The sequence below is a fragment of the Pseudomonas mucidolens genome (assembly GCF_900106045.1).
Classification (GTDB): domain Bacteria; phylum Pseudomonadota; class Gammaproteobacteria; order Pseudomonadales; family Pseudomonadaceae; genus Aquipseudomonas; species Aquipseudomonas mucidolens.
The window spans coordinates 4,086,385-4,100,079 of record NZ_LT629802.1; the positions used below are offsets into that span (position 1 = coordinate 4,086,385).

A 13,695-nucleotide genomic window follows, 5' to 3' on the forward strand; every position below is an offset into this window, starting at 1 on the left:
TTGAACAATCTTTGACGCGCCCGAGGGGCCACCGGTTTCCGGGGCCGCTCGGCACACTCAGTCAGCGTCGCTTGGCCATCTCAGTGATGAAACGGTCGAACAGCGGCGCTACGTCGTTCGGGCCCGGGCTTGCTTCAGGGTGGCCCTGGAAGCTGAACGCGCTCTTGTCGGTGCGCTCGATGCCTTGCAGGGAACCGTCGAACAGCGACTTGTGAATCGCCCGCACATTGGCCGGCAAAGTCGCCTCATCCACGGCAAAACCGTGGTTCTGGCTGGTGATCATCACCACGCCAGTGTCCAGGTCCTGCACGGGGTGGTTGGCGCCGTGGTGGCCATGCCCCATTTTCAGGGTCTTGGCACCGGAGGCCAGCGCCAGCAATTGGTGACCCAGGCAGATACCGAATATCGGGATTTCGGTTTCCAGTACATCCTTGATGGCCTGGATGGCATAGTCGCAAGGCTCAGGATCACCCGGGCCGTTGGACAGGAATACGCCGTCCGGTTGCAGGGCCAGCACATCACTGGCTGGAGTCTGTGCGGGAACCACGGTCACGCGGCAACCACGCTCGACCAGCATGCGCAGGATGTTGTACTTGACGCCGTAGTCATAGGCCACGACATGGTACGGCAAGTCGGCGGCGTCGAGCGTCGCGTGGCTGTCGGTCTTCAGGTCCCAGACGGTGGAGCGCCACTCGTACTTTTCCTGGGTGCTGACGACTTTCGCCAGGTCCATGCCTTTCAGGCCAGGGAAACCCTGGGCCGCGGCGATTGCCGCGTCTTCGGAGATATTCTCACCGACCATGATGCAGCCGTTCTGCGAGCCTTTTTCACGCAGGATGCGTGTCAGGCGACGCGTATCGATACCCGCGATAGCCACAACGTTATTGGCTTTCAGGTAATCGGACAGGGACATCGTGTTACGCCAGTTGCTCGCAACCAGTGGCAGGTCGCGGATAACCAGGCCTGCCGACCAGACATGATCAGACTCGACATCTTCCGGTGTAGTACCGGTATTTCCGATGTGCGGGTAGGTCAGGGTAACGATCTGCTGGGCGTAGGAAGGATCGGTAAGGATTTCCTGATAGCCGGTCATGGCGGTGTTGAACACCACCTCTCCAACGGTTTGACCGTCGGCTCCAATGGCTTCGCCGCGAAAAATGCTGCCATCAGCAAGGGCGAGTATGGCTGGCTTAGTCAAGAAGACCTCCCGTAAATAAAGCCTGAAAGGGCGATCGCAGGTTGCAAAAAAGCGGAATGACGTATGGACACGTCACCCCGCTTCTTCACTGAATTATTCTGCGCGCTTTTAGTGGACACACTAAAGCTGTAGCTTACAGAAAAAGGCTTTTTTGGTCCACCGCTAATGAGCCTTAAAGGCAGGAGAATGCGACAGGACGTCGCCTAGCGGATAAAAACGGGACCTCATGATAATTCCGAGGCCCCGCTTTAGCTACTGCTTAATGCAGATCAAGCACGTCGCGCATGTCGTACAGGCCCGCTTCACGCCCTTCCAACCAGAGCGCGGCACGTACCGCGCCCTTGGCAAAAGTCATGCGACTGGAGGCCTTGTGCGTAATTTCCAGGCGCTCGCCTTCGGTGGCAAACAGCACGGTGTGATCACCGACCACATCGCCGCCGCGCACGGTCGCAAACCCAATGGTGTCACGCGCACGCGCACCGGTGTGACCTTCACGACCGTACACCGCCACCTTCGACAGATCACGACCCAGCGCATCTGCGACAGCCTCACCCATACGCAGCGCCGTACCCGACGGAGCGTCAATCTTGTGCCGATGATGGGTCTCGATGATTTCGATATCGGCCTCATCCCCCAGAACACGTGCCGCCATATCGAGCAGCTTCAGCGACAGATTGACGCCGACACTGAAATTGGCCGCGAACACGATCGGAATATCCTTGCCCGCACTCACCAACAACTGCTTCTGCTCAACACTCAAACCCGTGGTACCGATGACCATGGCCTTGCCCGCCTTGCGGCAGAACGCCAGGTTCTTCAGCATCACCTCCGGCAGCGTGAAGTCGATCAACACATCGAACTCGTCGGCGACTTTTTCCAGGCTGCCGGACAACGACACGCCGATTCGCCCCAGGGAAGCCAACTCACCCGCATCCGCACCGATCAGGGTGCTGCCAGGACGAACAATCGCCGCCGTCAGCCCGGAGGCTGGCGAGCGCTGCTGCACCGCCTCGACCAAGGTCTTGCCCATACGCCCGGCAGCGCCCATCACCGCTATACGTCGCATACTCACGTCCTTACAGGTCGCCGAAGAAGCGCTTCACGCCTTCGAACCAGCCAGTGGTTTTTGGCGAATGCGTGTCATCACCCGCCAGCGAACTGCGCAACTCTTCCAGCAGTTCACGCTGACGACGCCCCAGGTTCACTGGCGTCTCTACCGCCACGCGGCACATCAAGTCGCCCGCACCACCACCGCGCACCGGCGCCACGCCTTTGCCACGGATACGGAACTGCTTGCCGGTCTGCGTACCCTCAGGGATCTTGAGCTTGACCCGACCATCCAGCGTCGGAATCTCCAACTCTCCACCCAGGGCCGCATCGACAAAGCTGATCGGCACTTCACAGAACAGATGCTTGCCGTCGCGCTGGAAGATCGAGTGCTCACGCACATTGATCACCACATACAGGTCGCCGGTTGGACCACCTTGAGCCCCCGCCTCGCCCTCGCCGGACAGACGGATGCGGTCGCCAGTATCAACCCCGGCCGGCACTTTTACCGACAGGGTCTTGTACTCTTCGACACGCCCTTCGCCATGGCAGGAGTCGCACGGATCAGAAATGATCTTGCCCTGGCCATGGCAGCGCGGACAGGTCTGCTGCACCGAGAAAAAGCCTTGCTGCATGCGTACCTGACCAATACCACCACAGGTCGGACAGGTGATCGGCGAGGAACCTTTCTTCGCCCCCGAACCGTCACACGGCTTGCAGTTGACCAGCGTCGGAACGCGGATATTGACGCTGGTGCCACGCACAGCTTCTTCGAGGTTCAGTTCCAGGGTGTAGCGCAGGTCACTGCCACGCTGGGCGCCGCCCCGCTGGCCACCGCGACCGCCACCAAAGAAGTCACTGAACACATCGCCGAAAATATCCGAGAAGTTCTGCCCGCCAAAACCGGCGCCACCACCCCCCATGCTCGGGTCCACACCCGCATGACCATACTGATCGTAGGCCGCTCGTTTGTTCGGATCACACAGACATTCGTAGGCCTCATTGGCCTCTTTGAACAATTCTTCGGATTCTTTGTTATCCGGATTACGGTCCGGGTGATGCTTCATTGCCAGGCGACGATAGGCCTTTTTCAGGTCTGCCTCGCTGGCACCTCGCTCAACACCCAACACTTCGTAATAGTCACGCTTTGCCATAAGTCTTTATACCCTTAAGGACGTTCGGCAAACCCCTCCTGAGCCTCGCCAAACTCGTTGAGCCCCAATACAGGCCCGGACCCAACTCACGTCAATTTCAACGATCCTGGTCTTGGATTATTTCAGCCGGGAACCTGGCTGAAAAAAGCGGTGCCTGTCGATCGCAAAGCAGGAGCATTCGCGATCACACCGCCAGCATCCGAATGCTGTCGCATGCTGTAAAAATTCGCTTACCCCAGACACGCCAACGCGGGAGCAAGCTCCCGCGCGGCGACATCCTACCAGTCACCGCTTGATAGCGGTCAACCGGACGACCAACTTACTTCTGGTCTTTGACTTCTTCGAACTCGGCATCGACAACGTCATCGTGCTTGGCTTCAGGCTCTGCCTGTTGCGCAGCATCATCAGCCGGCTGGCCTTGTTCGGCATACATTTTCTGAGCGACTGGCGCGGAGACTTTCGACAGCTCCTCGACCTTGGCTTCGATGGCCGCCTTGTCATCACCTTTAACGGCGACTTCCAGGGCAACCACTGCCGCCTCGATGGCCGACTTCTCTTCCTCGGTCACTTTATCGCCAGCATCAGCGATCATTTTGCGTGTCGAGTGAACCAGTGCATCACCCTGGTTACGGGCAGCCGCCAGCTCTTCGAACTTGCGATCTTCCTCGGAGTTGGCTTCAGCATCACGAATCATCTGCTGAATTTCTTCCTCGGACAGACCGGAGTTGGCCTTGATCACGATCGACTGAGTCTTGCCAGTGGCCTTGTCTTTAGCGCCTACGTGCAGAATACCGTTGGCGTCGATGTCGAAGGTCACTTCAATTTGTGGCACGCCACGTGGTGCTGGTGGAATCTCGGCCAGGTCGAACTTGCCCAGGGACTTGTTCTGACCGGCTTGCTTACGCTCACCTTGCAGCACGTGAATAGTCACTGCGCCCTGGTTATCATCGGCAGTCGAGAACACTTGCGATTTCTTGGTAGGAATCGTGGTGTTTTTCTCGATCAGCGCAGTCATCACGCCGCCCATGGTTTCGATACCCAAGGTCAGCGGGCTGACGTCCAGCAGCAGCACGTCTTTGACGTCGCCGGCCAATACCGCACCCTGGATGGCAGCACCCATGGCTACAGCTTCGTCCGGGTTGACGTCTTTACGTGCCTCTTTACCGAAGAACTCGGTCACTTTCTGCTGCACCAGCGGCATACGGGTCTGACCGCCGACCAGGATCACGTCGTTGATGGCACCAACGTCGATACCGGCATCTTTCAGCGCAATGCGGCAAGGTTCGATGGTGCGCTGAACCAGGTCCTCAACCAGAGATTCCAGCTTGGCGCGGGAAATCTTCACGTTCAAGTGCTTAGGACCGGTGGCATCTGCAGTGATGTACGGCAGGTTCACGTCGGTCGACATGCTCGACGACAGCTCGATCTTGGCTTTCTCAGCGGCTTCTTTCAGGCGCTGCATGGCCAGCGGATCACCCTTGAGGTTCATGCCGCTTTCTTTCTTGAATTCGTCAACGAGGTAGTCGATCAGACGAATGTCGAAGTCTTCACCACCCAGGAAGGTGTCACCGTTAGTGGCCAACACTTCGAACTGGTGCTCGCCATCAACTTCCGCAATCTCGATCACGGAAACGTCGAAGGTACCGCCACCCAAGTCATACACGATGACAGTGTGGTCGCCCTTGGCTTTGTCCATACCGTAAGCCAGAGCGGCTGCGGTCGGCTCGTTGATGATGCGTTTGACGTCCAGGCCCGCGATGCGGCCGGCGTCTTTAGTGGCTTGACGCTGACTGTCGTTGAAGTAGGCCGGAACAGTAATGACTGCCTCAGTCACCGCCTCGCCGAGATAGTCTTCAGCGGTTTTCTTCATCTTTTTCAAGACTTCGGCCGAAATCTGCGGCGCCGACATTTTGTTGCCATTCACTTCAACCCAGGCGTCACCGTTGTCAGCCTTGGCGATTTTGTAAGGCACCATCTTGATGTCTTTCTGTACGACTTCTTCGTCGAACTTACGACCGATCAGACGCTTCACCGCGTACAGGGTGTTATGCGGATTGGTCACAGCCTGACGCTTGGCCGACTGACCGACGAGGATTTCACCGTCGTTGGCGTAAGCAATGATCGACGGCGTGGTACGCGTGCCTTCGGCGTTTTCGATAACTTTAGCTTTGCCGTTTTCCATGACGGAGACGCAGGAGTTGGTGGTCCCCAGGTCGATACCGATAATTTTGCCCATGATTTACTCTCCCGAAACTTGAATTTGGTTGCCGCAGCAGTGGTGGCTAACTGCGGTAGCACTTAATCGCTTGACTTGTAGATGGGGGCCTTACGGCGGATTTCAAGCCTGCTCGTCGATAGAAGGTGCAACAGGTGCAGGAGCCTTGCTCACCACCACCATCGCCGGACGCAACAAGCGGCCATTGAGCAGATAACCCTTCTGGAACACCTTCAGCACACTGTTAGGCTCAAGATCATGGCTTTCCTGCATGGCCATGGCTTGATGGTGCTCAGCGTTGAACGGCTCGCCGCCTTGCGGATCAATGCCTTCAAGCTGATAACGCTTCAGGGTGTCCTGGAACATTTTCAGGGTCAGCTCGATCCCTTCGCGCATGGCGCGGATGTTTTCGTCATTCGGGTCGGACAACTCAAGACCACGCTCCAGACTGTCAATGATCGGCAACAGGTCACCGGCAAATTTTTCCAGGGCGAACTTGTGGGCTTTTTCTACATCCTGCTCGGCGCGGCGGCGGACGTTCTGCAGATCGGCAGCCACACGCAAAGACTGATCCTGCGCAGCAGCCAGTTGCTCTTCGAGCACTTGTACACGAGTTGCCAGGTCTTCACCGGCAGCCTGGGTGGCGTCTGGAGTTTGCGTATCCTGCGTCTGTTCGTCAGCCATAGTTATCTCCTTTCAAAATCATGCGCGAACTCAACTCGCGCTTCTGTTCCGGTATATGGGGCCACAATTTCCTGGTTCAAGGGCTCAGGTGCTACCAAAAGTCTTTCCCTTGCCGTCGAACAATTCCTGCCAGCTCATTGCGTATTGCACTAAAAAAACCATTCATTCAAGCAAATCGAGCTAAGTGTCAGGATTGTCAGTCGCGAACAAAACACTGTATAAATAACCAGACCTAAAGCCTGGGAGCGGCCGTCATGCTCGTGCACCTGTCCGTACATAACTACGCCATCGTTGAACATCTGGATCTTGAACTGGATCGCGGGATGAGCGTAATCACAGGCGAAACCGGCGCCGGCAAGTCGATCATGCTCGACGCACTGGGCCTGACCCTGGGCGATCGCGCCGACAGCGGCGTCGTGCGTCCCGGCGCGGACAAGGCCGATATCCTGGCGACCTTTGACCTGGCCGACATTCCCGAAGCCAGCACCTGGCTCGCCGAACGCGACCTGGATAACGACGGCCCCTGCATCCTGCGTCGCGTCATCACCGCTGAAGGGCGTTCGCGCGGCTACATCAATGGCACACCCTGCCCGCTTGGCGACCTGAAGGCGCTGGGCGAACTGTTGATCGACATTCACAGCCAGCACGAACACCAATCCCTGCTGAAAACCGACACCCACCGCCGCCTCCTGGATGAATACGCCGGCGCCACCGAGTTGGCGCGCCAGGTACACCTGGCGGCGCAGCGCTGGCGTCAGGCGCGCCTGGAGCTGGAACGCCTTTGCAACTCCGGCGACGAACAACGTGCCCGCCACCAACTGCTCAGCTATCAGCTAGAAGAGCTGGAAAGCCTGGGCTTGGGCGAAACAGAACTGGAACAGTTGGAGCAGGAACACAAAAACCTGACAAATGCCGAAACCCTGCTGGGCATTTGCCGGCAGGTGGTTGAGCAATGCAGCGAAAGTGATTCGGGGAATGTATTGAATGCGCTGACCGCCAGCCTCAATCGCCTGTCGAGCGTAAACAACGGCTCTGGATCACTGAGCGAGGCCACCACCTTGTTGACCAGCGCACAGATCCAGGTAGAAGAAGCCGTAGGCGAGCTGAACCGCTTCCTTGACCATTTCGACGCCGACCCGGCACGCCTTCAGGAAATCGAAGAACGCCTGGACACTATTTATACACTGGCGCGTAAACATCGAATCCAGCCGACCGAAGTCGCCGCCATGCAGCAAAAGCTCCTGGACGAGATCGAAACCCTGAATGCCAATGACGAGTCCATCGAACGCCTCGGGGATGAGCTGTCCTCCTTCGCCCGTCATTATCAGGAAAAAGCCCGGGAATTGAGCGATCTGCGGCATCAGGCAGCCAAAGGACTCGCCGACGCCGTGGAACAGGAGATTCAGCGACTGGGCATGCCCGGCGGGCGCTTCACCATTGAACTGCACGCCAATACCAGTGATGAATTGCTGCCCAACGGGCTGGAGCAGGTCGAATTGCTGGTCAGCGCCAACCCTGGTCAACCGCTCAAGGCCCTGGCAAAAGTGGCCTCTGGTGGCGAACTGTCCAGGATCAGCCTGGCGATCCAGGTCATTACCGCCCAAACCTCACGCGTACCGACGCTGGTCTTCGACGAAGTGGATGTCGGGATCGGTGGGCCGACTGCGGAAATTGTCGGCCAACTGCTGCGTCGCCTGGGCGATCGCGGGCAAGTATTGACTGTGACCCACCTGCCACAGGTGGCCGCCCAAGGGCACCAACATTTGTTCGTGCACAAAGTACGTGGCAACGATGCGACCCACACTGCCGTATCCAAGCTAAACAAGACCGAGCGGGTGGAAGAAGTAGCACGCATGCTGGGCGGTATCGATCTCACCAAGGAGTCCCTGGCCCACGCCAAGAAAATGGTCATCGCCGCCAAAGCCTGACACTCAACCCAGCGACATTTTCTGTTCGATGGAAAGCACGAAGGCGACCCTAGGGTCGCCTTCGATCGTTTCGCAGAGCGGATCTGCGGCGTTTTTTACTTTTTCTTACGGATGTACAAGACCAGATTGTGGTCTATCAAATCGAATCCGTGCTCTTCAGCGATTTCATGCTGGAGCTTTTCGATTGCCGGACTGGTGAACTCAATAACCTCATTGGTATCCAGATCAACCATGTGGTCGTGATGACCACCATCAGCCAGCTCGAACACTGCATGACCGCCGTCGAAATTATGACGAACCACCAGCCCTGCGGCTTCAAACTGGGTCAGCACACGGTAAACCGTGGCCAGGCCGACGTCCTCGTTAGACTCCATCAGCGCTTTGTAGACATCCTCGGCACTCATGTGGCGCTGCTCAGCAGAATCGAGCATTTGTAGAATCTTGACTCGTGGCAGAGTCACTTTAAGACCGGCTTTGCGTAGTTCGCTATTTTCAACCATGGTTAGCTTTCTCGCGGATGCTGCTTCGCAGCTTCTCTTAATACGGGTATGATCGGCGTTTACGTTGTCCCAGCCAAGATAGTGGAAGTCGCCCACCGATGCAAAACACCAAGCTCTTGCTAACCAGTTTCACCTTTGTGGGACTGCTCGCACTCGCCGGTTGTTCATTCCCCGGGGTTTACAAAATCGACATCCAGCAGGGCAATGTCGTCACGCAGGACATGATAGACCAGTTACGCCCGGGAATGACCCGACGGCAAGTACGGTTTATCATGGGCAATCCCCTGCTGACCGACACATTCCATGCCGATCGCTGGGATTATCTCTATAGCCTGCAGCCTGGAGGCGGAGAACGCCAACAGGAGCGCGTCAGTGTCATCTTCAATGACAATGACCAACTCGTCAGCCTGTCCGGTGACTTCATGCCCGGCGTAAGCCGCGATGAAGCCTTGCTGGGCAAGGACAGCGGGACCAATGTCACGGCCCCCGCGCAAAATGTCGAGGAAGAAAAATCCGAGGTGCCGGCCAAGCCTGGTTCCTTGCTGGACCAGATCCAGAAAGACATCGATGGCGTGAAAACCGTTCCGGTTCCGACGCCAGAGCCACTGGATCCCAGCCCGCAGTAATTTCGCAACACAATAAAAAGCCCGGCATGCCGGGCTTTTTATTGTCTGTCGTTTCACACCTCAGACGCCTTGCTGTTTGGCCTGAGCTGCCTTGGCCGCACGTAATCGGCGCACCTCTTTCGGATCGACCAGCAATGGCCGATAAATCTCGATACGATCGCCGCTGCGTACGACGCGAGTATCAGCATCCACGACAACCTTGCCAAAAATACCTAACGGGCAATTGGCCAGATCCAACTCGGGAAACTGCGCCGAAATACCTGACGCCAACACTGCCGCCCTCAAGCTCGTATCCGGCGCGACAGCCAAAGCCAGCAGCGTCTGACGCTCCACGGCGGCATAGGCCACTTCAATTTCGATCAGTGATTCAGCCATGTAACTGCTTGGCTCGCTGGCAAAATGCATCCACCAACGTATTTGCGGCCTGATTGAACAGTGGCCCCAAGGTCGCCCGCACAATCGGCCCCGCGTATTCAAATGACAGATCCAGGCTGATCTTGCAGGCCTTCTCGGTCAACGCCTTGAATACCCAAACACCGTGCAACTGGGTAAACGGTCCTTCCTGCAGATTCATTTCGATGGACTGCCCAGGCACCAGGATATTGCGCGTGACGAAGTGCTGGCTGAGGCCACCCTTGGCTACCCCGACACTGGCAACCATGTGTTCATCACTGCTCTCCAGCACCTCGGCCGTCGAGCACCAAGGCAGAAATTCCGGGTAACGCGCCACGTCGTTGACCAGGTCATAGAGCGCCTGCGCCGGGTAGGGCAACAGGGCCGAACGTTGAATATGCGTCGTCATGTGAGCGTTATTTCCACAGCTGAACGGCAAACATCGCGAAAAAACAGGCTGATTCGCGAAACAAAGAAACCAGAAAACTGCGCGCATTGTCCGGGATTCATCCAACACGCTCAAGCACGCAGGTTGACCGTAGCCGACGCGCTCGCAACTCCCTATAATGCCGCCCCTATGGCTAAACAAAAGAAACACCCCACAGGGACCATCGCGCAAAACAAAAAGGCGCGACACGATTACTTCATCGAACATCGGTTCGAGGCTGGCCTGGTCCTGGCCGGCTGGGAAGTAAAGAGTCTGCGTGCCAGCAAGCTGCAGCTGGTCGACAGTTACGTACTGCTCAAAGATGGCGAGGCATGGCTGCTCGGCAGTCATATCACGCCTCTGACTACGGCCAGTACCCACGTAATTGCCGATCCGGTGCGTACGCGCAAGCTGTTGCTCAACGCCCGCGAGCTGGAAAAGCTCGCAGCGGCAGTGCAGCAGAAAGGCTACGCCTGCGTCTGCTTGTCGTGGTACTGGAGCAAACACCTGGTCAAGTGCGAGATCGCCCTGGGCAAGGGCAAGAAAGAATACGACAAACGTGACACCGAGCGCGAACGCGACTCCAACCGGGAGCTGCAACGTGCCGTGCGCAACAAGGGCAAGGAAGACTGACGTTCCAGCCGCTTGATGCAATCAACGCTGACCAGAAAGCCTGCGCCTGGCCAGCGTTGACGTTACATATCTCGACGCCGTTCCGCCCGCGCCACCCGCTGCACCTCCTGGCGAACCTCTTCCAACACTTCCTGCACATACAGCAGGTGCCGCGTTGAAACCTCTCTCGCCTGTTCCGCTCGCCCCTCAATGATCGCCAGATACAGATCCCGATGCTGACTGATCAGCATGTCCCGGGTTTCCGTACGCTGCTGGTACATTCCACCGATATTGGTCACGACGTTGCGTCTGAGCAGGTCGAATAAACCGCGAATGGTGTGCAGCAGTACCGCGTTATGGCTGGCTTCGGCGATAGCCAAGTGAAACCTGGCGTCAGCCGCTCCTTCCTCGGCACGACTCACCTCGTCATCACGCGCGTAACAATCCTGCAATGCATCAAAGGCTGCCGTCAGCCGCTCGCGGTCCACTTCGGTGGCGCGTAGCGCTGCGTAATACGCACAAGAAGCTTCAAGGGTCTGACGAAACTCCAGCAGATCACGCTGGGCTTCCGGATTACTTTCGAGCAAGTGCAATAACGGATCAATGAAGGTTGAGCCCAAGCTCTCCACGACATAATTACCACCGCCCTGGCGACTGACCAGCAGCCCTTTGGCCGCGAGTTTCTGAATCGCCTCGCGCAACGACGGGCGCGACACGCCGAACCGCTCAGCCAGCGCGCGCTCGGCCGGCAGTCGCTCACCCGACTTCAACGTGCCCTCAAGGATCATCCCCTCAAGCTGCTCGACGATATCGTCGGACAAACGGCGCTGACGCACCTGATCAAACCCCATAACAAACTCTCCACGATCCCGACACATCGGCGGGACCGCTATTCTGGCCTATTGCCGCGCCGTCGGCACCTATCAGAACCCCACGAATTCAACCGATCAGACCGTTTCACTGCCCACATAAGACCAAAGTTTCTCAAACCGCAAATTGACACATCGGCCCGAACACTTTTAACCTAGCCCACAGCCATTGTAAATTGGTATTACCAATTAACCAAAATAGCTAAACAGTGCCTGACCAACAACAATTAGGGGCCACCCCATATGCAAACCTGGCAACAGATCTACAGCCCACTCGGCAGCCTCGGCCTGTCCGCACTGACCGCTGTCATTCCCATCGTTTTTTTCTTTCTGGCCTTGGCCGTGTTCCGCCTCAAAGGTCACGTCGCCGGCGCTATTACCTTGACGCTGTCGATCCTCGTGGCGATCTTCGCGTTCCAGATGCCCGTGGATATGGCGCTTGCCGCCGCCGGCTACGGCTTTGCCTACGGCTTGTGGCCGATTGCCTGGATCATCGTCGCGGCGGTATTCCTCTACAAGCTGACGGTCAAGAGTGGCCAATTCGAAGTTATCCGCAGCTCCGTACTGTCGATTACCGATGACCAGCGCCTGCAAGTGCTGCTGATCGGGTTCTGCTTCGGCGCGTTCCTGGAAGGTGCCGCCGGCTTCGGCGCTCCCGTGGCGATTACCGCCGCCCTGCTGGTAGGGCTCGGTTTCAATCCTCTGTACGCCGCCGGCTTGTGCCTGATTGCCAACACCGCCCCCGTCGCCTTTGGCGCCCTGGGGATCCCGATCATCGTTGCGGGTCAGGTCACCGGTATCGATGCCTTCAAGATCGGCGCCATGACCGGTCGCCAACTGCCGCTGCTGTCGCTGTTCGTACCGTTCTGGCTGGTGTTCATGATGGACGGCCTGCGTGGCGTCAAGGAAACCTGGCCAGCCGCACTCGTGGCGGGCTTGAGCTTTGCCATCACTCAGTACCTCACCTCGAACTTCATCGGCCCGGAACTGCCGGACATCACCTCAGCCCTGGCCAGCCTGATTTCCCTCACCCTGTTTCTGAAAATCTGGCAGCCCAAGCGCACCGCGGGCGCCCAGATTGCCGGCGCGACCTCCAGCGCGGCCATCACCAGCAGCGTCGGCGGCTTCGGCCAGCCTCGTACCAGCGTGGCTTCGCCTTACAGTCTGGGGGAAATCATCAAGGCCTGGTCGCCGTTCCTGATCCTGACCATGCTGGTCACTATCTGGACCCTAAAACCGTTCAAGGCATTGTTCGCCGCCGGCGGCTCGATGTACGGCTGGGTGTTCAACTTTGCGATCCCGCACCTGGACCAGATGGTGGTCAAGGTTGCGCCCATCGTCAGCAATCCGACCGCGATTCCCGCAGTGTTCAAGCTGGATCCGATTTCCGCCACCGGCACCGCGATTTTCTTCTCCGCCCTGATCTCCATGCTGGTGCTGAAAATCGATTTAAAAACTGGTCTGACCACTTTTAAAGAGACCCTTTTCGAACTGCGCTGGCCGATCCTGTCCATCGGCATGGTGCTGGCGTTCGCGTTTGTCACCAACTACTCCGGCATGTCATCGACCATGGCCCTGGTGTTGGCCGGAACCGGTGCGGCGTTCCCCTTCTTCTCGCCATTTCTCGGCTGGTTGGGCGTGTTCCTTACAGGCTCCGATACCTCATCCAACGCGCTGTTCAGTTCCCTGCAAGCCACCACCGCTCACCAGATTGGGGTCAGCGACACCCTGCTGGTGGCGGCCAATACTAGCGGCGGCGTAACCGGCAAGATGATTTCCCCCCAATCGATCGCCGTGGCCTGCGCCGCGACGGGCCTGGTGGGCAAGGAATCCGACCTGTTCCGCTTTACCCTCAAGCACAGTCTGTTTTTCGCCACGATTGTCGGCCTGATCACCCTGGCCCAGGCGTACTGGTTCACCGGCATGCTGGTGGATTAATCACAGACAGGTAAGAACCGACGCCGCCTCAGCTTGCCGGCGTCTGCTATTCACCACCTGATCGGTAGGTCCGTGCTCAGGTGTTAGTCTATGGCGGCGTCCAC

Annotated in this window: 13 protein-coding genes; 4 read left to right on the forward strand and 9 right to left on the reverse strand. The window is 57.8% G+C overall.

All coding sequences use genetic code 11. The features are described 5' to 3' along the window. Positions 1-61: 61 nt before the first annotated feature. From carA to grpE, 5 genes are all read right to left on the reverse strand, one after another. On the reverse strand, positions 62-1,198 hold the full coding sequence (carA, locus tag BLU75_RS18930) for a glutamine-hydrolyzing carbamoyl-phosphate synthase small subunit (RefSeq protein ID WP_084379071.1): 1,137 nt from the start codon (positions 1,196-1,198) through the stop codon (positions 62-64). A 259-nt stretch (positions 1,199-1,457) separates the two neighbouring features. Further along, entirely contained in the window at positions 1,458-2,264 is an 807-nt protein-coding gene (gene dapB, locus BLU75_RS18935) for a 4-hydroxy-tetrahydrodipicolinate reductase (protein WP_090221526.1), read from the reverse strand. A gap of 10 nt (positions 2,265-2,274) precedes the next feature. Then, the gene (gene dnaJ, locus BLU75_RS18940) at positions 2,275-3,399 is read right to left on the reverse strand and encodes a molecular chaperone DnaJ (RefSeq protein WP_084379069.1); all 1,125 of its coding nucleotides are present in this window, start codon (positions 3,397-3,399) and stop codon (positions 2,275-2,277) included. Between the two features lie 319 nt (positions 3,400-3,718). Further along, positions 3,719-5,635, reverse strand: a complete 1,917-nt coding sequence (gene dnaK, locus BLU75_RS18945; RefSeq protein ID WP_084379068.1) for a molecular chaperone DnaK — start codon at positions 5,633-5,635, stop codon at positions 3,719-3,721. 102 nt (positions 5,636-5,737) lie between these two features. Continuing rightward, positions 5,738-6,298 (reverse strand): nucleotide exchange factor GrpE, encoded by a 561-nt coding sequence (gene grpE / locus BLU75_RS18950; protein ID WP_084379067.1) that lies wholly within the window; start codon positions 6,296-6,298, stop codon positions 5,738-5,740. A 254-nt stretch (positions 6,299-6,552) separates the two neighbouring features. Between grpE and recN the strand changes: the two genes are divergently transcribed. Next, entirely contained in the window at positions 6,553-8,226 is a 1,674-nt protein-coding gene (gene recN / locus BLU75_RS18955; RefSeq protein WP_084379066.1) for a DNA repair protein RecN, read from the forward strand. A 95-nt stretch (positions 8,227-8,321) separates the two neighbouring features. On the opposite strand, the gene fur is transcribed toward recN, so the two are convergent. Continuing rightward, positions 8,322-8,726: a ferric iron uptake transcriptional regulator gene (gene fur / locus BLU75_RS18960; protein ID WP_003176156.1), complete on the reverse strand. Its 405-nt coding sequence runs from the start codon at positions 8,724-8,726 to the stop codon at positions 8,322-8,324. 98 nt (positions 8,727-8,824) lie between these two features. Here fur and BLU75_RS18965 point away from each other — a divergent pair, with 98 nt between their 5' ends. Continuing rightward, the gene (locus tag BLU75_RS18965; protein ID WP_084379065.1) at positions 8,825-9,352 is read left to right on the forward strand and encodes an outer membrane protein assembly factor BamE; all 528 of its coding nucleotides are present in this window, start codon (positions 8,825-8,827) and stop codon (positions 9,350-9,352) included. Between the two features lie 60 nt (positions 9,353-9,412). Here BLU75_RS18965 and BLU75_RS18970 read toward each other — a convergent pair whose 3' ends face one another. Continuing rightward, positions 9,413-9,727, reverse strand: a complete 315-nt coding sequence (locus BLU75_RS18970; RefSeq protein ID WP_084379064.1) for an RnfH family protein — start codon at positions 9,725-9,727, stop codon at positions 9,413-9,415. Beyond that, a complete protein-coding gene (locus tag BLU75_RS18975) occupies positions 9,720-10,154 on the reverse strand; it encodes a type II toxin-antitoxin system RatA family toxin (RefSeq protein ID WP_084379063.1) in 435 nt (144 codons plus the stop codon). The genes BLU75_RS18970 and BLU75_RS18975 overlap by 8 nt, the downstream gene beginning before the upstream one ends. A 168-nt stretch (positions 10,155-10,322) precedes the next feature. Between BLU75_RS18975 and smpB the strand changes: the two genes are divergently transcribed. After that, positions 10,323-10,805, forward strand: coding sequence for an SsrA-binding protein SmpB (smpB, locus tag BLU75_RS18980; protein WP_084379062.1), 483 nt, complete (start codon positions 10,323-10,325; stop codon positions 10,803-10,805). Between the two features lie 62 nt (positions 10,806-10,867). On the opposite strand, the gene BLU75_RS18985 is transcribed toward smpB, so the two are convergent. Then, positions 10,868-11,635 carry an FCD domain-containing protein gene (locus BLU75_RS18985; RefSeq protein WP_090221527.1) on the reverse strand — a complete coding sequence of 256 codons (768 nt, stop codon included), beginning with the start codon at positions 11,633-11,635 and terminating at the stop codon, positions 10,868-10,870. 261 nt (positions 11,636-11,896) lie between these two features. Here BLU75_RS18985 and BLU75_RS18990 point away from each other — a divergent pair, with 261 nt between their 5' ends. Continuing rightward, positions 11,897-13,591 (forward strand): lactate permease LctP family transporter, encoded by a 1,695-nt coding sequence (locus BLU75_RS18990; protein ID WP_084379061.1) that lies wholly within the window; start codon positions 11,897-11,899, stop codon positions 13,589-13,591. The last annotated feature ends 104 nt before the right edge of the window (positions 13,592-13,695 follow it).

What these genes read in the sequence shown, in the direction of transcription:
- dapB (WP_090221526.1), bottom strand. Translation starts at nt 2,264, where the DNA reads ATGCGACGTATAGCGGTGATGGGCGCTGCCGGGCGTATGGGCAAGACC.
- dnaJ (WP_084379069.1), bottom strand. Translation starts at nt 3,399, where the DNA reads ATGGCAAAGCGTGACTATTACGAAGTGTTGGGTGTTGAGCGAGGTGCC.
- dnaK (WP_084379068.1), bottom strand. Translation starts at nt 5,635, where the DNA reads ATGGGCAAAATTATCGGTATCGACCTGGGGACCACCAACTCCTGCGTC.
- grpE (WP_084379067.1), bottom strand. Translation starts at nt 6,298, where the DNA reads ATGGCTGACGAACAGACGCAGGATACGCAAACTCCAGACGCCACCCAG.
- recN (WP_084379066.1), top strand. Translation starts at nt 6,553, where the DNA reads ATGCTCGTGCACCTGTCCGTACATAACTACGCCATCGTTGAACATCTG.
- fur (WP_003176156.1), bottom strand. Translation starts at nt 8,726, where the DNA reads ATGGTTGAAAATAGCGAACTACGCAAAGCCGGTCTTAAAGTGACTCTG.
- BLU75_RS18965 (WP_084379065.1), top strand. Translation starts at nt 8,825, where the DNA reads ATGCAAAACACCAAGCTCTTGCTAACCAGTTTCACCTTTGTGGGACTG.
- BLU75_RS18970 (WP_084379064.1), bottom strand. Translation starts at nt 9,727, where the DNA reads ATGGCTGAATCACTGATCGAAATTGAAGTGGCCTATGCCGCCGTGGAG.
- BLU75_RS18975 (WP_084379063.1), bottom strand. Translation starts at nt 10,154, where the DNA reads ATGACGACGCATATTCAACGTTCGGCCCTGTTGCCCTACCCGGCGCAG.
- smpB (WP_084379062.1), top strand. Translation starts at nt 10,323, where the DNA reads ATGGCTAAACAAAAGAAACACCCCACAGGGACCATCGCGCAAAACAAA.
- BLU75_RS18985 (WP_090221527.1), bottom strand. Translation starts at nt 11,635, where the DNA reads ATGGGGTTTGATCAGGTGCGTCAGCGCCGTTTGTCCGACGATATCGTC.
- BLU75_RS18990 (WP_084379061.1), top strand. Translation starts at nt 11,897, where the DNA reads ATGCAAACCTGGCAACAGATCTACAGCCCACTCGGCAGCCTCGGCCTG.